Annotated in this window: 15 protein-coding genes; 10 read left to right on the top strand and 5 right to left on the bottom strand. The window is 72.6% G+C overall.

What is annotated here, in order from left to right:
* Positions 1-95: 95 nt before the first annotated feature.
* The 6 genes from O7601_RS23425 to O7601_RS23400 all read left to right on the top strand — a co-directional run bounded on the left by O7601_RS23425 (position 96) and on the right by O7601_RS23400 (position 6,260).
* Positions 96-1,370 (top strand): MFS transporter, encoded by a 1,275-nt coding sequence (locus tag O7601_RS23425; protein WP_281563241.1) that lies wholly within the window; start codon positions 96-98, stop codon positions 1,368-1,370.
* A 10-nt stretch (positions 1,371-1,380) separates the two neighbouring features.
* A complete protein-coding gene (locus O7601_RS23420) occupies positions 1,381-2,313 on the top strand; it encodes an NAD(P)-dependent oxidoreductase (protein WP_281563240.1) in 933 nt (310 codons plus the stop codon).
* Positions 2,310-3,920, top strand: a complete 1,611-nt coding sequence (locus O7601_RS23415) for an FAD-binding dehydrogenase (protein ID WP_281563239.1) — start codon at positions 2,310-2,312, stop codon at positions 3,918-3,920. The genes O7601_RS23420 and O7601_RS23415 overlap by 4 nt, the downstream gene beginning before the upstream one ends.
* 6 nt (positions 3,921-3,926) lie before the next feature.
* Positions 3,927-5,288 carry an acyclic terpene utilization AtuA family protein gene (locus O7601_RS23410; protein ID WP_281563238.1) on the top strand — a complete coding sequence of 454 codons (1,362 nt, stop codon included), beginning with the start codon at positions 3,927-3,929 and terminating at the stop codon, positions 5,286-5,288.
* Positions 5,285-5,602 (top strand): DUF4387 domain-containing protein, encoded by a 318-nt coding sequence (locus tag O7601_RS23405; protein WP_281563237.1) that lies wholly within the window; start codon positions 5,285-5,287, stop codon positions 5,600-5,602. The genes O7601_RS23410 and O7601_RS23405 overlap by 4 nt, the downstream gene beginning before the upstream one ends.
* Before the next feature lie 130 nt (positions 5,603-5,732).
* Positions 5,733-6,260 (top strand): hypothetical protein, encoded by a 528-nt coding sequence (locus O7601_RS23400; RefSeq protein WP_281563236.1) that lies wholly within the window; start codon positions 5,733-5,735, stop codon positions 6,258-6,260.
* Positions 6,261-6,393: 133 nt separating this feature from the next.
* Here the strand turns inward: O7601_RS23400 and O7601_RS23395 are convergent, their stop codons facing one another.
* A complete protein-coding gene (locus O7601_RS23395) occupies positions 6,394-7,128 on the bottom strand; it encodes a hypothetical protein (protein ID WP_281563235.1) in 735 nt (244 codons plus the stop codon).
* A complete protein-coding gene (locus tag O7601_RS23390; protein WP_281567013.1) occupies positions 7,121-7,693 on the bottom strand; it encodes an RNA polymerase sigma factor in 573 nt (190 codons plus the stop codon). The genes O7601_RS23395 and O7601_RS23390 overlap by 8 nt, the downstream gene beginning before the upstream one ends.
* A gap of 83 nt (positions 7,694-7,776) precedes the next feature.
* Between O7601_RS23390 and O7601_RS23385 the strand changes: the two genes are divergently transcribed.
* A complete protein-coding gene (locus O7601_RS23385) occupies positions 7,777-9,024 on the top strand; it encodes a hypothetical protein (protein WP_281563234.1) in 1,248 nt (415 codons plus the stop codon).
* A 64-nt stretch (positions 9,025-9,088) separates the two neighbouring features.
* Here the strand turns inward: O7601_RS23385 and O7601_RS23380 are convergent, their stop codons facing one another.
* From O7601_RS23380 to O7601_RS23370, 3 genes are all read right to left on the bottom strand, one after another.
* Positions 9,089-10,546 carry a hypothetical protein gene (locus O7601_RS23380; RefSeq protein ID WP_281563233.1) on the bottom strand — a complete coding sequence of 486 codons (1,458 nt, stop codon included), beginning with the start codon at positions 10,544-10,546 and terminating at the stop codon, positions 9,089-9,091.
* Positions 10,543-12,390, bottom strand: a complete 1,848-nt coding sequence (locus tag O7601_RS23375; protein ID WP_281563232.1) for a dynamin family protein — start codon at positions 12,388-12,390, stop codon at positions 10,543-10,545. The genes O7601_RS23380 and O7601_RS23375 overlap by 4 nt, the downstream gene beginning before the upstream one ends.
* Positions 12,391-12,486: 96 nt before the next feature.
* The gene (locus O7601_RS23370) at positions 12,487-13,380 is read right to left on the bottom strand and encodes an IniB N-terminal domain-containing protein (protein WP_281563231.1); all 894 of its coding nucleotides are present in this window, start codon (positions 13,378-13,380) and stop codon (positions 12,487-12,489) included.
* Positions 13,381-13,676: 296 nt separating this feature from the next.
* Here O7601_RS23370 and O7601_RS23365 point away from each other — a divergent pair, with 296 nt between their 5' ends.
* The 3 genes from O7601_RS23365 to O7601_RS23355 are packed head-to-tail and all read left to right on the top strand — an operon-like array spanning position 13,677 to position 17,966.
* Positions 13,677-14,969 carry an Hsp70 family protein gene (locus O7601_RS23365; RefSeq protein ID WP_281563230.1) on the top strand — a complete coding sequence of 431 codons (1,293 nt, stop codon included), beginning with the start codon at positions 13,677-13,679 and terminating at the stop codon, positions 14,967-14,969.
* 5 nt (positions 14,970-14,974) lie between these two features.
* Positions 14,975-17,494: a LuxR C-terminal-related transcriptional regulator gene (locus O7601_RS23360; RefSeq protein ID WP_281563229.1), complete on the top strand. Its 2,520-nt coding sequence runs from the start codon at positions 14,975-14,977 to the stop codon at positions 17,492-17,494.
* Positions 17,495-17,543: 49 nt separating this feature from the next.
* Positions 17,544-17,966 (top strand): roadblock/LC7 domain-containing protein, encoded by a 423-nt coding sequence (locus O7601_RS23355; protein WP_281563228.1) that lies wholly within the window; start codon positions 17,544-17,546, stop codon positions 17,964-17,966.
* Positions 17,967-17,968 lie beyond the last annotated feature (2 nt).

Below are 17,968 nucleotides of genomic sequence, written 5' to 3'. Positions count from 1 at the left end.
ACCCTAACGCATGCCATTGCACAAGTTGCATGCAACTGTTGACGACTTTGCTATAGCAAACTAGCGTGACGCGGCACACGTTACGTGGAGGTGACATGGCCGACATGAAGACTCGCGACGAGGTGTCATACCGGAAGATCACGTTCTTCATCGCTCTCGCGCTGTTCGCGCAGGAGTCGACCTGGAACTTCTACGACAACCAGGTGCCCGTCCTGCTGCGCGAGCACGTCACGAGCGCCGCGCTCGTCGGCGTGCTGATGGGCATGGACAACCTCTTGGGGATCTTCATCCAGCCCTGGATCGGCAACCGGTCGGACAACACCCGGACCCGGTGGGGTCGGCGCATCCCGTACCTGGCCGTGGGCATGCCCCTCGGCGCCCTGTTCTTCCTGTTGCTGCCGTGGACCACCTCGCTGGTCACGCTGGTCGCGGTGATGGTCTGCTACGCGCTTGTCGCGAACACCATGCGGCCCCTCGCCGAGGCCCTCACCCCGGACTTCGTCCCGCCGCAGCGGCGCGGCCGGACCAACGCCATCGTCAAGATCGCCACGTCGCTGACCATCATCGTGGCGTCACTGATCAGCCTCCTGGTGGTGGACGACCACCCCCGGGCGGCCTTCGTCATCCCGGCGGTGATCATGCTGGTCGTCACCGCCGTGATGATCGCCAGGGTTCGCGACAGTCGATCCCCGGCCTATCGGGCCGCGGTGGCCGAGGACGCGGCTGTCGGACCCGACCGGACGAAATCACCACTGTGGCGGGTCGTCACCGAGCTGGTCACCAGTCGGGACCGGCGGCGGGTACTGCTGCTGCTCACCGTCTTTCTCTTCGGCGGCGCCTGGTTCGCGTCCCGGTCCCTGATGACCCCGTACGGCATGGAGGTGCTGGGCCTGACCCGCGGTGAAGCCGGCGGGCTCACCCTGCCCAGCGGCGTCGCGTACCTGATCGCGGCGTACCCGGCCGCGCTGGCGGCCGAGCGCTTCGGCCGGCTACGGGTGATCCTGATCGGCATCACCGTCTTCGCCGCGGCGCTTGCGGCCGGTGCCGTCGTGCGGACCCCCACCGGCACGGTCGTGCTGTTCTGTGTCGCAGCCATGGGCGCCGCCGGATTCCTGATCAACGCGGCGGTCGCGTTGTGGAACCTGGCCCCGTCCAGCCGGATGCTCGGCGCCTACACCGGGCTCTACGCGGTCACCTGGTACCTGGGCGGCTTCGCCGGCCCGGCGCTTGTCGGCGCGGCGGTCGACCTCGTCGGTTGGAACTGGATGCTGCTCGACATCGCCGTGCTGGCCACCCTCGCCTGCGTGGTGGTGATCCGGCTGGCCCGCCTGGAACGGGTCCGCGAGACGACCCCCGCCCTGTCACGTTGAGAGAGAGCCGATGCCGACCATCCTGATCACCACCGACTACCTGCGCCCCGGGGACGAGGTGGACACCTACCTCACCGGCCAGGGCTTCACCACCCGGCACGACCCGATGCGCGGGCCGCGCCGGCCGGCGGACCTGATCGCCGCGCTGACCGGCGCCGACGGCGCGCTGATCGCCAACGAACCGATGACCGAGCAGGTGCTGGCGGCCGCGCCCACGCTGCGGGCGATCGTGCGCACCGGCGTCGGGTACGACTCGGTGGACGTACCGGCCGCCACCCGTCTCGGCATCAGCGTCAGCAACCTGCCCGGAATCAACGCCAACGCGGTCGCCGAATACACCATCGCGTTGCTGCTTGCCCAGGCGCGGCGCCTGGTGCCGATGGCGGTCGGGGTCGCGGCCGGCGACTGGCCGCGCCAGGACGGGCACGAACTGCGCGGCAAGACCCTCGGCCTGATCGGTCGTGGCGCGGTGGCCCAGCGGGTACGGCCACTGGCCGAGGCGTTCGGCATGACGGTACTGGGCCACGAGGTCCCGCTGGAACTCCTGCTCCGCGACGCCGACTACGTGTCGATCCACACCGCGCTGACCCCGCGTACCCGGCACCTGATCGATGCTGCGGTGCTGGCCCGGATGAAGCCGACCGCCCATCTGATCAACACGGCACGCGGGCCGATCGTCGACGTCGTCGCGTTGGCCGAGGCGGTCCGGTCCGGGCGGATCGCCGGAGCGGCCCTCGACGTGGTGGACGTCGAGCCGTTGCCCGCCGACAGCGTCCTGCGTGGTGTCGACGGCATCACCGTCTACTCGCACATGGCCGGCCAGACCACCGAGGCCCGCCGCGACTCGGGCCTGTGCGGGGCGCGCGAACTGGTCGCCGCCCTGGCCGGTGACCCACATACCTCCGTCAACGCCCACCTGATCGACCCGGAGCAGAGAAGATGACAGCTGATGTGATCGTTGTCGGGGCCGGCCTGGCCGGACTCGTCGCCACCGCCGAACTCGTGGACGCCGGGCACCGTGTCATCCTGCTCGACCAGGAGCCCGAGCAGAGCCTCGGCGGCCAGGCGTTCTGGTCGTTCGGTGGGCTGTTTCTGGTCGACTCGCCCGAGCAGCGCCGGATGGGCATCCGCGACTCGCGTGAGCTTGCCTGGCAGGACTGGTTGGGCAACGCCGGGTTCGACCGGCCCGAGGACCAGTGGCCGCGGCGCTGGGCCGAGGCGTACGTCGACTTCGCCACCGGCGAGAAGCGCGCCTGGCTGCGCCAGCTCGGCGTCAAACTGTTCCCGATCGTCGGGTGGGCGGAGCGGGCCAACAACTCGGTGCCCCGCTTCCACATCACCTGGGGCACCGGCCCGGGGCTGCTGGAGCCGTTCGTCGCCAAGGTGCGCGCCGGGAAGGTCACGGTCAGGTTCCGGCACCGGGTCGACGAGATCGTGCGTACCAACGGCATCGTGTCCGGCGTACGCGGAAAGGTTCTCGAACCGAGCGGCGCGGAACGCGGCGTCGCCACCAGCCGGACGGCCGTCGCGGACTTCGAGCTGTCCGCGCCGGTGGTGGTCGTGACCTCCGGCGGCATCGGCGGCAACCACGACCTGGTCCGACGTAACTGGCCGGCGCGGCTCGGCACGCCGCCCGCGAGCATGATCTCCGGGGTGCCGGCCCACGTGGACGGCCGGATGATCGACATCGCTGCGGATGCCGGCGGCGCAGTGATCAACCCAGATCGGATGTGGCACTACGTGGAGGGGGTGCAGAACTGGAGCCCGATCTGGGGTGCGCACGGCATCCGCATCCTGCCCGGACCCTCCTCGATCTGGCTGGATGCCCTCGGGCACCGGCTGCCAGCGGAGCTCTCGCCCGGGTTCGACACCCTCGGCACCCTGGCTCATCTGCGGTCCACCGGGTACGACCACAGCTGGTTCGTGCTGACCCAGAAGATCATCGAGAAGGAGTTCGCGCTCTCCGGCTCGGAGCAGAATCCGGACCTGACCGCCCGCAGCGTCCGGCAGGTGCTCGGCCGGATTCGGGCCGGCGCGCCGGCGCCGGTCGAGGCGTTCAAGAACCAGGGCGAGGACTTCGTGGTCGCGTCCGACCTGGACGATCTGGTGAAGGGGATGAACGCGCTGACGGAGACGCCGTTGTTGGACGCGGCCCAGGTGCGCAGGGTGGTCGAGGCGCGCGACCGGCAGCTGGACAACCCGTTCACCAAGGACCTGCAACTCGCCGCGATCCGGAACTTCCGGAACTACCGGGGGGACCGGCTGATGCGGACCGCCCCGCCGCACCGGATCCTCGACCCGAAGGCCGGACCGCTGATCGCCGTGCGTCTGCATGTGCTTACCCGCAAGACCCTCGGCGGCCTGCACACCGACCTCGACGGGCGGGTCCTGGACGCCACCGGGCAGCCGGTGCCCGGCCTCTACGCCGCCGGTGAGGCCAGCGGCTTCGGTGGCGGTGGCATGCACGGCTACCGCGCCCTGGAGGGCACTTTCCTGGGCGGCTGCCTCTTCTCCGGCCGGCAGGCCGGCCGAGCGATCGCCAAGAATTGAGGAACGATGGCCACCAACCCTGACTCCGTACGCATTCTCGTGCCGGTCGGCATGCTCGGCGCCGGCTTCCCACCCGAGACCGTCGAACGCGGACTGGCGCTCGGTGCCGACGTGATCGCCGTGGACGGCGGCTCGACCGACTCGGGGCCCTACTACCTGGGCGCCGGCACCGCCAAGACCGCCCGCGCCGCGGTCGCCCGCGACCTGCGCCTGCTGCTGCGGGCGGCGGCCACGGCCGGCATCCCGCTGATCATCGGCTCGTGCGGCACCAGCGGCACCGATGCCGGTGTCGACTGGGTCGCCGGCATCGCCCGGGAGATCCTCGCCGCCGAGGGCCTGCAACTGCGGCTGGCCACGATCTACAGCTCACAGCGGGCCGCCGACCTCGACCTGGACCGGATCCGACCGCTGCCGCCAGCCGGCGACCTCGACCGAGCAACTCTGGAGGGCTGCACCAACATCGTCGGGATGATGGGCCACGAACCGATCGCCGCGGCCCTGACCGCCGGCGCCGACGTGGTTCTCGCCGGGCGGGCAACCGACACCGCCGTGGCCGCCGCCTATCCGTTGCTCAAGGGCATGCCGGCCGGACCCGTCTGGCACGCCGCGAAGATCGTCGAGTGCGGCGGACAGTGCACCACGAACCCGCGTGCCGGCGGTGTGCTGGCCACGGTGGACGCCACCGGATTCACCATCGAGCCGCTCGATTCGAGCAATGCCTGCACGCCCACGTCGGTCGCGGCGCACATGCTCTACGAGACGGTAGACCCGTTCACCATGCGCGAGCCGGCCGGCACCATCGAGGTCGGCGACGCGGTCTACCGGGCCCTGGACGAGCGGCGGGTGCGCGTCGAGGGCTCCCGGTTCGAGCCCGCCGCGCAGCACACCATCAAGCTGGAGGGCGCCCGGATCACCGGGTACGAGACGATGTCGTTCACCGCCATTCGCGACCCGCACATCCTCGGCCAGATCGACACCTGGACCGCCCTGCTCCGCAAGATGATCATCGAGTGGGTGTCCGGGACCATCGGGCTGGCCGAGGGCGACTACAGCTTCGACATCCGCCGCTACGGGTACGACGCGATCCTCGGTGACCTCGACCCGGCCACCGGGCCGCCCCGCGAGGTGGGCGTGATGCTCCTGGTCCGCGCGGCGGACCAGGCGACCGCGACCGCGGTCGCGAAGGTCGCCAACCCGCTGATGCTGCACCTGCCCACGCCGGACATGGATTACCTGCCCAGCCTCGCCTTCGCCACCTCACCGGCCGAGACAGAACGCGGAGCGGTGTACGAGTTCGTGCTCAGCCACGTCGTCGAGGTGTCGTCGCCGACCAGCCTGTTCCGCGTCTGCCTGGAGGACAACCGATGACCGTGGTCGCCGATCTCGCGCTGGAGGTCCGGTCCAAGAACGCCGGTCCGTTCTGGGTGACGATGGAGGTGTTCGCCCGCGACACCGACGCCTACGCGGTGGTCGCGGATCCAGGGTTCCTGGACGCCTCGGTGATCGCCCGCCTTTACCGCGTCGCGGCGCAGGACGTCCAGTTCTACCGGATTCCCTCGCTGAACGTCGTGAAGGTTTCGTTCCCGCGACCGGTGGTGCAGGGCAGCCTGCGCGACCGCGACATCCACGCGGGCCAGCACCATGTGCCGCTGGCGATGCTGGCTGTCCCACCCGCCGCCTGACCGTACCGGCAGCCGTCCGACTCGCACCCACAACCGGCAAAGCCGGGGGAATCTACCGATTCAAGTTTCGGCTGGTCGTGCTGAAGTTGGTCATCGGCGGCAAGCGGTGCCGCGGCGGAGGTGATGACCTATGGAGATCCGCAGCAGGCTGGCTCAGACTGCGGTCGTCGGTGGGGTGCTCGCCATGCTCGTGGCGTGCGGTAGCGATGCCGGCTCAGGTTCTTCGACGCCGCCGCAGGCTCCGGGCGCGGTGGAGAGCGCGGACGGTGCGGCGCCGGACGACGCCGCCGGATCGCTGACCGAGCCGAAGGGCGAGGAGTGTGAACGCCTCACCACCGACGAGGTCGCGGACGCGATCGGGGCGCACGACGGTGGGCAGCACGACTACCAGCTCGGCGGTTGCGTGTGGACGGCGACCTCCGGTGGGGAGGCGATCCACGCGTCGGTGCTGTCCAAGGATGAGTACGAGGCGGTGGCCGAGATCGGGGAACCGGTGAGCGGATCCGCCGACGGTGCCGTCTACGACGACACCCACGGCGAACTGTGGTTCCCGTGCCGCAGCGGCGAGTTCTGCGGCATCAAGGCCGACGTCGGTGACTCGGACCGGCGCGAGGAGGTCGCGTTGCGGATGGGCACGATCCTGCAAGGCCGGGTGTAGCACCCGCCGTCAGTGCCGGCGCAGCCGATGCCCGTGCGTCGGCGGCGTGCTCGGCAGGAATCGTTGTGTGCCCGTCACGAAGGTGATGCCGGACCACAGCGAACGGAGGCGCCGGGCAAACTCGCCTGCGGCGTCACGACAGGGTGGTGGCGATGGCGACCGCCTCGGCCATGGTCAGTTCGCCTTCCAACCGATACGTCACCCCGGAGTCCGTCCAGATCAGGGTCGCGGCGGCGAGGCGGGCGCTCGACTGGCGGACGACCCCGTCGCGGTCCAGGTAGGAGACCGGGTGCGGGCTGCCGAGCCAGATCGCCTCGGCCGTGCCCACCTGCGTCCACTCGGCGTCCGACCCGCCGGTCTGCTTGAAGAACACCGGATCGAGGCGGCCGTCGAAGGTGTCCAGGCGTAGCGTGCCGGCCCGGTAGAGCAGGCTCGCCACCCGGTAACGGCCGGCGGCGTCCGGATCGGCCAGCAGCGCCTGCTCGGGCGGGCCCAGCACGCTCGGCGTCCGGATCGGAAAGCGCACCAGGCGGCGCGCCTCGTCGAGGGTGGCGGCGCGCTGCCCCGGCGGTGGCGACGGGACGCCGGTCGGGGGCGCAAGCTCGGGCGAGGTGCTGATGGTGATGCCGGCGAAGCGCAGCAGGCCCGCCACCGCGTCGGCGAGCGCGGCCCGTCCCGACGGCAGCGTCGCCACCAGCAGCGCGGCGAGCACTCCCACCAGCGCGTACCGCCAGCGGCGTCGGCGTGCGACGCGGCGAGAAGGTGGTGCGGCGGTCAGCCGGGCCCGGACCCGGGCGGTGACGTCCGGTGGCTCCGGGGTCGCCAACCAACCGGACAGGTCGCGCAGCTCCCGCTCCAGGTTATCCACGGCTGACCTCCTCGACGGCGAGCAGGCCGCGCAGTTTGACAAGCGCCCGCGAGGTACGCGACTTCACCGTGCCCCGCGGCCAGCCCAGCATGGTGACCGTCTCGTCCTCGCTCAGGTCCAGCAGAAAGCGGCAGACGATCACCTCCCGGTCCCGCGACGGCAGCGCCCGCAGCGCCCGCAGGAGGGCGGCCCGACGCTCCCCGGCGAGGACCGCGCCGACGGCGTCGTCCTCGACGATCTCCGAGCCCGCCGTCACCCGCGCCGCACGCAGCAGCAGGCCGTTGCGTCGTTCCCGGGTGCGGTGCAGGTTGCGCGTCTCGTTCGCCACGATCGCCAGCAGCCAGGAACGAAACGACGACTCGCCGCGGTAACGGTCGAGCTTGCGGTACCCCTTTACGAACGCCTCCTGGATGACGTCCTCGGCGTCGGAGCCCGCGCCGAGCAGCACCGCGGTCCGGTACGCGGTCGCGGTGTGCCGAGCGACCAGGGACTCGTACGCCGCCAGGTCACCTGCCTGCGCGCGGGTGACGAACTGCTCGTCGTCCAGGGCTACCTCCGGTGGGATCACCCCTACTGACACCGCCCGCGCCGACGGGGTTCCATCGTGCCGAGTGGGAACCCGGGACGGCCCGCCGGTGTCACCGGGTCATGATGGCGAACACGACGTTCTCGCGGCGTACCCTGCTGACCGCCCTGGCCGGGGCCGGCGCCGCCACCCTGGTCGGCTGCGAGCCGGCCCCGGCCGCCGCCGACCCGCTGCCGGACCCCCTGCTCGTCACCCTCGACGGGGGCCTGACCGTGCTGCGTGGCACCGACCGGCAGACGATCGGCGCGGGAGTGGCCACCCCCGACGGGCGGTGGGTGTGGACGGCCGCCGCCAACGGTGCCGACACCGACCTGTGGCGCGTCGACGTCGGCCGGGGCGACGTCTCGCCGCGGGTACGGCTGCCGGGCCGGTGGGTGCCGCAGACGGTCTCCACCGACGGCACCCGGCTGGCACTGACCACCGAACGCCTCAGCGCCACCGGAGACCGCCCCGCCGGACGCGCCGAGACGCCGGTGTTGATCGCCGACCTCGCTGGGGTGCGGCAGCGGCTGCGGCTGCGGGGCAACGTCGTGCCCGAGGCGTTCACCCACGACCTGGCCGGGCTGTTCGTGCTGGAGTGGCTGCCGCCGGCCGCGCCGGACCGCTACCGGGTACGCCTGGTCGACCTCGCCACCGGGGCCACCGGACCGCTGCTGACCCGGGCCAAGACAGCTGTGCCGGAGGGCGCGGAGGAGGAGATGCGCGGCGACGGACGGCAGGCGGTGCTGGCACCGAACCGCGCCGTGCTCTACACGCTCTACACCCACCAACCCGACCACCAGCACACCAGGGACCGGATCAGCGGCCAGCCGGGCAGCGACGTGCACGCCTTCGTACACACGCTGCATCTGGAACAGCGATGGGCGTACTGCGTGGACCTGCCGCACCCGTTCGGGGAGGGTGCCGCCGACGGTCACACCATGGCCATCACCCCGGACGGCGGCCGGCTCTACGTCGCCGACGTCGGCTCCGGCGCCGTCGCGGAGATCTCCACCGAGGAACTGACCGTACGCCGCATCGCCGCCCTCGGCACCGCCGTTGGTCCGGCTTACACGGTGGCCTCCGCTGAGCGGCTGTTCCTCGGCGCCGGCACCGCCGTGCGGGCCGTGGAGCTGGCCGGGCTCGCCGTCACCGCCGAACGGGCAACCGCCGATCCGGTCACCGGTGTCGCGCTCAGCCCGGACGACGCGCGCCTCTACCTGGGCCAGCGGGCAGCGGTGTGCTGGCAGGATCCGATCACCGGCGCGCAACTCGGCCGCGCCGCCGTGCCCGGCCTGGTGGGTCTGCACACTCCCGCCCGGCCCGCCTGACCAGGCTCCGATCCCCGACGTGGCCGTGCCCGAGACCCGCGCGGGCCGGCCAGGGACTGAAGCCCTAGCGGGCGTGGGCGGCGGCCAGGTCGGCGAGCAGACCCTCGCAGCTGCGGGCCACCACCTGCGCGCCCCGCCGCTGCGACAAGGCGAGTCCGGGATCCTCGGCATGTTCCCGCCACCGCCACCGCGCCTCGGCGGCGGTCTCCCACAGCCACGCCAGTGTCGCGTCGGGCGCGATGCCCAGCCGGGCGGCCGGTTCGTCACCGTCCCCACCGACCAGCCGCCGCGCCTCGGCGGCCAGCTCGGCGTCGAACCCGAGGCGGCCGTCGCGCAGCGCGGCCAGCAGCCGCGACTCGGCGAACTCGTGCGCGCCGGCGAGCAGCTGCTCCAGCGCGGCGAGCAGGTCGCCGGTGGCCGGACCCGGTTCGTCCCGCAGCACCGCCTCCAACGCCGTCAGCGCCGACCGTGCCTTGAGCACGTGCCGGCGGTCGACGAAGAGGCGGTTGAGGGACTCGCGTAGCTCAGCGAGACCGCTGCGGCGGACCAGTTCGGCGGCCAGAGCCACCCGATTGTCGCAGCCGGTGCGCACGAGAGTGGTCGCCAGGCGGATCCCGACCACGCCGAGCCGCTCCAGCAACGCACCACGGGTGGTCGCCTCCAACCCGGCCGGTGGCTCGCCGCGGGCGAACCGCTCGGCGGAGAGGAGGTACGGCTCAAGCTCGGCGCGCGGCACCCGGGCCAGGGCCGCCAGCGCGGCGAACTCGGTCTCGCCGAGCACCCGGCCGGCCAGACCGAGCAGCCCGCTGCACGGCACCACCGTCACGCACAGCGCGTCCACGTGCGGGTCCCGGAGCGCCCGTCGGGCGAGCTGACGAGCGCTGAGCAGCGCGTCGACCCGACCGCCGCCGGATTCGTCCACCCGCGCCAGCACCATGATCGTGTGGACCGGCGCGGCCTGCCCGACGACGTCTCCCCGGGTCGCCCCCAGGATCCGCAGGTCGGCCCCCCGGGCGTCGCGGGTCAGGTACAGCAGCGCGTCGGCCTCCCGCAGCACCCGCGCCAGCACCGGATCCGCCGCCTGCTCCTCGGCCGCGCCGAGCGCCGGGGTGTCGAGCAACGTCACCTGTCGCAGCGAGCGTGCCGGCCACCGCACCACGATGTCGCGCAGTTCCCCGGCGCGCCAGCCGGTGAGGTCGACCCGCATCCCGGTGCCGGAGCGCAGCACCGCCAGCCGCTGCGGCGGGTGACTCGTGGAGTATCCGGTGGCATCCGGCTGCGGCCCGTCCTGGTACCAGGTGAAGGCGCTTCCGTCGACCGGGGCCACCTCCTCGCCCATCAGGGCGTTGAGCAGCGTCGACTTGCCGCTGCGCCACCCGCCGACGACGGCGACCCGCAGCGGCTGGTCGTAGCGGGCCAACTGGTGCCGCAGCAGCTCGGTGGCCCGGGGGTTGTCACGGTAACCGTGCAGCGCCCGGTGCAGCAGGTCCCGGACTTCCGCGTCGAGCCGCCCGCCGGTCATGCCAGCGGTGCCAGTGGCGCCGGGCGGGCGGCGGTCACCTGCTGCGCCTGCTCGTACAGCTCGGCCAGCCGGATCATCCGCTGCTGGATCTCGCGCTGGCGTCGCTCCCGCGCCGCCGCGTCGGTGTCGGCGGCCTCCTTGGCGCTGCGCAACGACTCGATGATGGCGGTCTGCAACTCGTCGGTAAGGGCGGCGAAATGATCCCGCAGCACCCGCTGTGCCCGTCGGGCCGCGTCCCGGCTGTCCTTGCTGACCTGGATGAAGAAGTCGTCGACGTGCCGTTGCACCGCAGCCTTGACCGTGGCCTGCCGGCGGCGCAGCAACTGTTTGCCCTCGTCGCGGATGCTCTTGCCGCCGAACAGGGCACCGGCGCCGATCGAGATCGGGTTGATCATCGGCATGCCGGCCAGGGTGAGCGCCAGCCCGAACATCAGCAGCCCACCGTAGGAGCCCTTCATACCGGTGAACATCTTCTGGCCGACGGTGAACCGGTCGACGTTGGGACGTTCCAGCTCCGGCACCGGTGCGCCGTACTCCGCCGAGGCGGTCAGCGGCCACGGTGGCAGCGACCCGTGGCCGTAGCGGGCGAACGACTCGGCGACCCGCCGGGCGATCCAGTCGCACCGCTGCACCAGCCATCGCCGGTTCGCCGCCGCCGCCTCGACGAGGCTCTCCTCCAGCCACTGCGCGACGGCGTCCCACGCCACCAGCGGGTCGGCGGTCTCGAACGCCTCGTCGACCATCCGCAGAATCTGCCGGGTGCGGTCGCGCAGGTCGTGCTCGATGTCGGAGATCAGATCGGCCATCTCGTCGGTCAACATGTTCTGCCATCGGGTGGCGCACCGCCGCAGCTCGTCGACCTCCCGTTGGGCCGCGTGCAGCCGGGCCATCGGCGCCGACTCCTCGGCCGAGCGCTGGTCGGTCAGTTCCGCCCGCAGTGGCGCGGCGAGCTGCTCCACCACGGTGCGCGCGGTCAGCACGACGGCTGCCCGGGCCAGAGTGTCGGGCTTGGCCGCCAGGTGTCGCCGGAGCAGGGCGATCAGCGCCGGGAAGCCGGACTCCGCGTTGAGCGCGTGGTCGTCGGTGGCGGCGGCGTGCAGGCGCAGCGCGGCGGACACCGGGATCAAGGGGGCCGGCACCCCGGCGTCGGTCAGGTGCCGCCGGTTCCGGTCGGCCACGGCCCGCCAGTCCGGCACCAGATCCGTCTTGGTCTGCACCACGGCCACATTGGAGTGTGACCGGGTGAGGTGCAGCAGCATGTTCAGCTCGTTGACCGACAGGTCCCGGGTGGAATCGGTGACCAGCAGCACGGTGTCCGCGCGGGCCAGGGCGGCGACCGGGGTGCCGGCGCCGACGGCGGCGGCATCACCGCCGCCCGGCATGTCGACAAGCACCACGCCTGCCCCGAGCAGCGCTCGGGGCAGACCGATCTCGATGTACGCGGGGCCGCCGCCGGGCAGCCGGCCGGTGCTGCCGCCGACCCCGGCGGCGATCTTGTCGGTCGGCACCGGTGTCCGTTGCACGGCCGGCGGATCGGCGGCCGGGGGCGTTCCCGGCCTCGTCAGTGGTGTCTGCACCACCGTCGCCGAGGCGACCTCGGCGTGCCGCAGCACCGTCGGCAGGACGGTCGTGGTCCCGTCACCGACCGGGCAGACCGGTGCGTTGACGATCGCGTTGACCAGCTGACTCTTGCCCTGGTTCGGCTCGCCGACCACCAGCACGGTCAACGTCGGATCGAGCAGGTGGGCGCGCTTGAGACGGACCGCCTGAAGCAGGTCCCCCCGACCGTGTTCCTGGCACGTGCGAGCGATGTCGTCGAGCGCGTCGAGCCAGATTCCCGCCATCACCGCACCAAGTGTGCTGAATTCGGCTCAATTATCAAGTGCGAAGAACGGGCGGGGTCGGCGCCGGATGGTGCCGACCCCGCCCGATGACGGGTGTCAGAGCAGACCGTCGGTGAGGCCCAGCACCCCGCCGGTCGAGGTGGAGGCCTCGCCGTGGGTTGCCGTGTCCCCGCTCACCGAACCACTGACCCCGCCGTCCAACAACCCCTTCGTGCCGCCGGTGACGGTCCCGGTGACGCCGCCCAACAGGCCATCTACCTGCCCCGTCACACCACCCACAGTGGAATCGAGATCCAACGACGGCACCACGCCGCCCGCGTCGCCGGTCAGGCCGAGCCCGCCCAGGGTGTCGCCGACACCGAGCGAACCGACCAGATCGCCGACCTGACTGGTGGTGCCGGGAAGCAGACCGGACGTGGTGTCCAGCAGCCCGGAGGTGGTGCCGTTCACCGCGGACATGGGGTCACCCACCGCGCCGGTGACGTCACCGAGCGCCGGCTCCGTGGTGCGATCGATCGGTGACGTCACGTCCGCGTCGAGGGTGTTGGCCACATCGTGTACGCCGGACAGGTCCACGCCCACCCCGGTGGGGGTCACGCCGACGCCGACTCCCGGGAAGACGCTCGCCCCCGCGGTCACCGTCGACGGGTCGACGGCGATGGTGCCGAGCACCCCGGCCTTGACGTCCACTCCGGAGTGGGAGCTGCCGACGCTGATCTGCTGCGCCACGCTCTGCAACTGGCTGATCGCGTCGGTGGCGTCACCGACCAGCGGGTCGAGGCCGAGCTGCCCGGTCACCGGGGCGACCGGGGTGAGTCCCTGCACCGGCGCGTAGTCCACCACCAGCGGCACCACGTCCTGGACGTCGGCGGCCGTGATGTCACCGAGGCCGGCGGCCCGCAGCGCGCCCTCCGGGTCGAGGTCGAACGCCGACCGGGCGTCCGCGTCGGTCAGCAGGTTGAGCACGAAGTCGTGCAGGGTCTGGTCCATGTTGGGGGTTCTCTCCTCGGCGAAACGTCAACGACCGGTGATCGCCGATGACGCTACGGGCGGTGTCCGGGGCCGGGCATCGGGGACGATCCCGCAATCCGACCCGTTCGATTAGGGGCATCCGGGCTCTCGTACGTTAGGGGGAGTGGGGGACCGACGCCCGCCGAAGTTGGGGCTCCTGATGCCGGAGTGATCTCTGGTACGAACGTAGGAGCCCACGGGGTCCCCCGGGGCGGCCCGCAACGGCGGGCCTGTCCGGCCCACCCCATGGCCGACGCGGTCAAGGAAGAAAGCAGATGGCCTACGTGCTCGGGATCGACATCGGCAACACCAGCACCGTCGCCGCGGTCGCCCGGCACCGGGACGGGCACTGGGGTCACCCGGAGCCGGTCGCCCTGCACTCCGGGCCGGGGCCGCTGCCGTCGACGCTGCTGCTGTCCACCGACGGCACGTTCGCGCTCGGTGAGGGTGACGAATCAGAGCGTACCGCCCGGGGGGTGCTGAACCGGGTCGGCGACGACGTGCCGCTGCTGCTCGCCGGTGAGCGCTACCGGCCGGAGACCCTTGTCGCGTTGCTCGCCGCGCACGTGGTCGATCAGGTCCACGGCGCCCGCGGCGCGCCGGCCGAGCTGGTTGTGCTCAGCCACCCCGCCTCCTGGGGGCGGTACCGCTGCGACCTGCTGCACAACGCGTTGTGGGACTACGGCCTGGGTGCGGTGACGCTGTTGCCCCGCACGGTCACCGTGGCGGAGGGGCACGCCGCCCGGGGCTTCGCCGGTGGAGTCGCCGCCGTGTATGCGCTGGGCGGCGGCACCTTCGAGACCGCACTGGTCCGGCGTAACGCCCGGGACCGGTACGAGACCGTCGGCGTCCCCGCGACGCTCACCCGGCTCGGCGGCGTCGACTTCGACGAGGCGCTGGCCGTGCACGTTCGCTCCGTGCTCGCCCGGGAGTTGGCCGACGCCGGCCCCGGTGCCCGTGGTGCCCTGCGTCAGCTGCCCGTCGAGTGTGAACGGGCCAAACGGGAGCTGACCGTCGGGTCGCAGACCGACGTGGCGGTGTCGCTGCCGACCGGCTCCGTCCGGGTGCCGGTGACCAGGCTGGAGTTCGAGGAACTGATCCGACCGACGGTTCAGGCCACAGTGGAGCTGCTGGCGCAGGCCGTCCACGCCGCCGACCTGGCACCCGCGCAGCTCGACGGCGTGCTGCTGGCCGGCGGCGCCAGCCGGGTGCCGCTGGTCGCCGAGCTGCTCGCCACGGCCGGTTTTCCGGTCGAGACCCCACCCGATCCACAGAACACGGCGGCGGCCGGTGCCGCCGCAGCCGGCACCCGGATCCTGTCCCCACGCCCGCTGCCGTCCGGCCCGATGCCACCGGTTGGTCCACCCGCGACCGTCGGAGCCCCCGGGACCGTCGCCACCGCGTCCGTCGCGTCGATGGCGCGCACCGCCGGCCCACCCGTGGACCCGGCCGACGACCGGGTCCCCCGCGACGAGCCACCGCCCCGCCCGCCGATCCGCTATTCACCCCTCGACCTGCCGAAGCGATCTCGCCGGAAGCTGGCCCGCAGCCGGGAACACGAAGGATGACCGCCATGATGACGAGCGCCGTGGCGGACAGCCCGCTGGTCCTCGACGCCGAACCGACCGACCTGCTCGGCACGATCACCGCCGACCCGGCCGCGCCGCTCATTCTCGGGGTGACCGGACCGGGTGGCCACGGCCGCACCACCTACCTCCAGGAACTGGCCGCCCGGTACACCCGGTCCGGCGTCACCGTCCACACCGAGGTTCCGGCCACCGAGGACGCGTACGTCCCCGAGACCGTGCTGCTGATCGACGACGCGCACCTGCTCGACGAGGCCCGGCTGCGTACGCTGCGGCGGCTGGTCTCCGACCGTCGGCACCGTGTCGCGATCAGCTACCGGCCGTGGCCCCGACCGGGGGCCCTGATCGAGCTGACCGACACGCTGCGCCGGGAGGGACGCCAGCTACTGCTCACCCCGTTCACCCGGGCGCGCACCGCCGCGTACCTCGCCGCCGTGCCCCGCCTCGGCCGCCGCCCGGACCTGGTCGACTTCGTGCACAGCCAGACCGGCGGGGTGCCTCGGCACGTGGGATGGCTGGTCGACGGGCTACGCGAGCAGGAGGCGGCGACCGGCGTACCGACCGAACCGCCCCGCCAGGTGGTGCTGCACCTCGGTCCCGACCTGGACCACCTGTCCGCCGACGTACGCCGGCTGCTGATCGCGTTGGCCGCTGGCGTTCCGCTGCCGGCCGAGGCGCTACGCCCACTGCTTGACCGCGAACCGGCGGAGATCGACGACCTCGTCGCCGAAGCCCGCGCCGCCGGGCTGCTGGGCGCCGACGGCCGACCCTCCCCGCTGGTCCGGCGGGCGGTGACCGCGCTCAGCCCGGCCGCCGACCGCACCGCCGTCTGGCACCTGCTCAGCGACCTCGCGCTCAGCCGCGGCGCACCGGTGCTGCCGCTGGTGCGCTCGCTGCTTGCGGCCGGTGTCGCCGGTGACTGCCCGGCCGCCACCCTGGAGGCGGCTGCGGAAGAGGCCCTCGGTGGCGAACCGGCGTTGGCGGCGCGACTGTTCGCCGCTGCGGGCACCGTCGGCCGACCCACCGGAGTCCGGCAAGCGGTCGCCGCCGCCCTCGCCGGGGACCTCGATCTCGCGCTGCGACTGGCCGACCGGCTGCTCACCACCGCGCCGCCGGAGGCCCGTGCGGAGGCCGCCCTCGTCGCCGCCACTGCACTGGCCCACCGTGGACAGACCGATCGCAGCGTGGAGCTGTACCACTGGTCCGGCGGAGTCAGCGCGCACGCCTTCGCGGCGGTCGGCGCGCTCGCCACCGCCCGTCCCAGTGAGCATCCCGAACCCGTCGCGGACAGCCCGCCGACCCTGCAGGCCAGTGCCGCCCGGCTGATGGCCGACGGGGTACGCGAAAGCGTCCACGGCACCCCGTCGGCGGCCCTGTCCACCCTGGTGCAGGCGGCGGCTCTGCTGGAACCCGACGGGCGGGCGGTGCTGCTGCCGGACAGCCCCGCCGCGCTGGCGGCGCTGACCGCCGTGCACTGTGGTGAGCTGGACATCGCCGAGCGGGTCCTCGACCGGGCTCTGGCCAGCGGCATCGGCGGGCCGCTGCTGACCGGCCGGCACCGGCTGCTGCGTGCCTGGATCCTGATGGCGCGGGGGCGGATCGCCGCCGCCGGTGAGCAACTCACCGAGGCGACCGCCGACGCCGAGCTGGAATCCCGCGACCTGCTCTTCGCCGCCGGGTTGACCATGGGCATCGCCCGGCGTGCCAGCGACCTCGGCGCGTTGCAGCGCGGCTGGGTGCCCGCGCTGGAGGCGGTGGTCCGCCACCCGGTCGACCTGTTCACCCTGCTGCCGCTGGGCGAGCTGGCCATCGCCGGTGCCCGCCTGGGTGACCTGGGGCGCCTCCAGCCCTACCTGCGGGCCGCCCACGAACTGCTCGGCCGTCTGGGCGATCCGCCGTTGTGGCGTACGCCGCTGCACTGGAGCGGACTGCATGCGGCGATCCTCACCGACGACCCGGTCGCCGCCGACGAACACGTCAGCGCCCTGCTCGCCGCCGCCGGTCACAGCCGGTACGCCGCCGTGGTGGCCGCCGCGGCCGAGTGCTGGCTGGAGGTGTTGCGCGGCACCGTCGATCCGGTCCGGGTCGAGGCCGCCGCCCGGGGCCTGCACGACACCGGCCTGTGCTGGGACGGTGCCCGGCTGGCCGGGCAGGCCGCCATCCGCACCGCCGACCGGCGGGCGATGACGGCGTTGCTGGACTGCGCACGGGCGCTTCAGGGCCGGTCCGCCGCCGAGGACCGCAAGCCGGCGGCCGGCACCGTCTCACACCGGCTCAGTGACCGGGAGCGGGAAGTGGCCGAACTTGTCGTCGCCGGTCTCACCTATCGGGAGATCGGGGATCGGTTGTTCATCTCCGCCAAGACTGTGGAGCACCACGTGGCACGGATGCGCTCGCGGCTCAACTGCGCCAACCGCACCGACCTGTTGGCCCTGCTTCGAACCATTCTGGCTGACCCGTCGTACACCACGAACGGACAGCCGTGGCCCCGACGGGCCGCGAACTGAGCCTCGGACCGGCCCTCATCCGCCGGTTCCGCCAACGAGAGGATCTGCCATGACTACTGCGGTGGCCACCGCCGACAACCTCGGCCGCGCGCTCGACAACATCGTCGACCGTGTGCCGGGTGCCCAGTTCGCGGTGGTGCTCTCCCCGGACGGCCTCCTGCTGGGCGCCTCACGGGGCATCGACGACGAGCTCGCCGGTCAACTGTCCAGCATGGTCTGCGGTCTTCAGGCGCTGGGCCTGGCCGCCGCCAGGGTCTGCGGGGACGGTGAACTGCACCAGGTGGTGGTGCAGATGTCCCGGGCGTTCCTGTTCCACGCCACCACCGGCAACGGCGCCGTCCTCGCCGTCGGTGTCGACGGCAACGCGGAGGTCGGCGACATGGCGTACGAGGTGGCCATGTTCGTCGCCCAGGCCGGCGACCACCTTCCGGTGTACCTGGAGCCGGTGGCCGAACGCGTCGCGCTCCGGTGACG

The organism is Verrucosispora sp. WMMD573, assembly GCF_027497175.1.
Lineage (GTDB): Bacteria > Actinomycetota > Actinomycetes > Mycobacteriales > Micromonosporaceae > Micromonospora.
The sequence above is the reverse complement of the archived record's forward strand: the minus strand, read 5'-3'. Positions and strand labels throughout refer to the sequence as shown.

Coding starts and splice junctions, on each gene's coding strand:
- O7601_RS23410 (WP_281563238.1), top strand. CDS start 3,927: ATGGCCACCAACCCTGACTCCGTACGCATTCTCGTGCCGGTCGGCATG.
- O7601_RS23355 (WP_281563228.1), top strand. CDS start 17,544: ATGACTACTGCGGTGGCCACCGCCGACAACCTCGGCCGCGCGCTCGAC.
- O7601_RS23385 (WP_281563234.1), top strand. CDS start 7,777: ATGATGGCGAACACGACGTTCTCGCGGCGTACCCTGCTGACCGCCCTG.
- O7601_RS23425 (WP_281563241.1), top strand. CDS start 96: ATGGCCGACATGAAGACTCGCGACGAGGTGTCATACCGGAAGATCACG.
- O7601_RS23370 (WP_281563231.1), bottom strand. CDS start 13,380: ATGGACCAGACCCTGCACGACTTCGTGCTCAACCTGCTGACCGACGCG.
- O7601_RS23415 (WP_281563239.1), top strand. CDS start 2,310: ATGACAGCTGATGTGATCGTTGTCGGGGCCGGCCTGGCCGGACTCGTC.
- O7601_RS23420 (WP_281563240.1), top strand. CDS start 1,381: ATGCCGACCATCCTGATCACCACCGACTACCTGCGCCCCGGGGACGAG.
- O7601_RS23375 (WP_281563232.1), bottom strand. CDS start 12,390: ATGGCGGGAATCTGGCTCGACGCGCTCGACGACATCGCTCGCACGTGC.
- O7601_RS23405 (WP_281563237.1), top strand. CDS start 5,285: ATGACCGTGGTCGCCGATCTCGCGCTGGAGGTCCGGTCCAAGAACGCC.
- O7601_RS23365 (WP_281563230.1), top strand. CDS start 13,677: ATGGCCTACGTGCTCGGGATCGACATCGGCAACACCAGCACCGTCGCC.
- O7601_RS23360 (WP_281563229.1), top strand. CDS start 14,975: ATGATGACGAGCGCCGTGGCGGACAGCCCGCTGGTCCTCGACGCCGAA.
- O7601_RS23400 (WP_281563236.1), top strand. CDS start 5,733: ATGGAGATCCGCAGCAGGCTGGCTCAGACTGCGGTCGTCGGTGGGGTG.
- O7601_RS23380 (WP_281563233.1), bottom strand. CDS start 10,546: ATGACCGGCGGGCGGCTCGACGCGGAAGTCCGGGACCTGCTGCACCGG.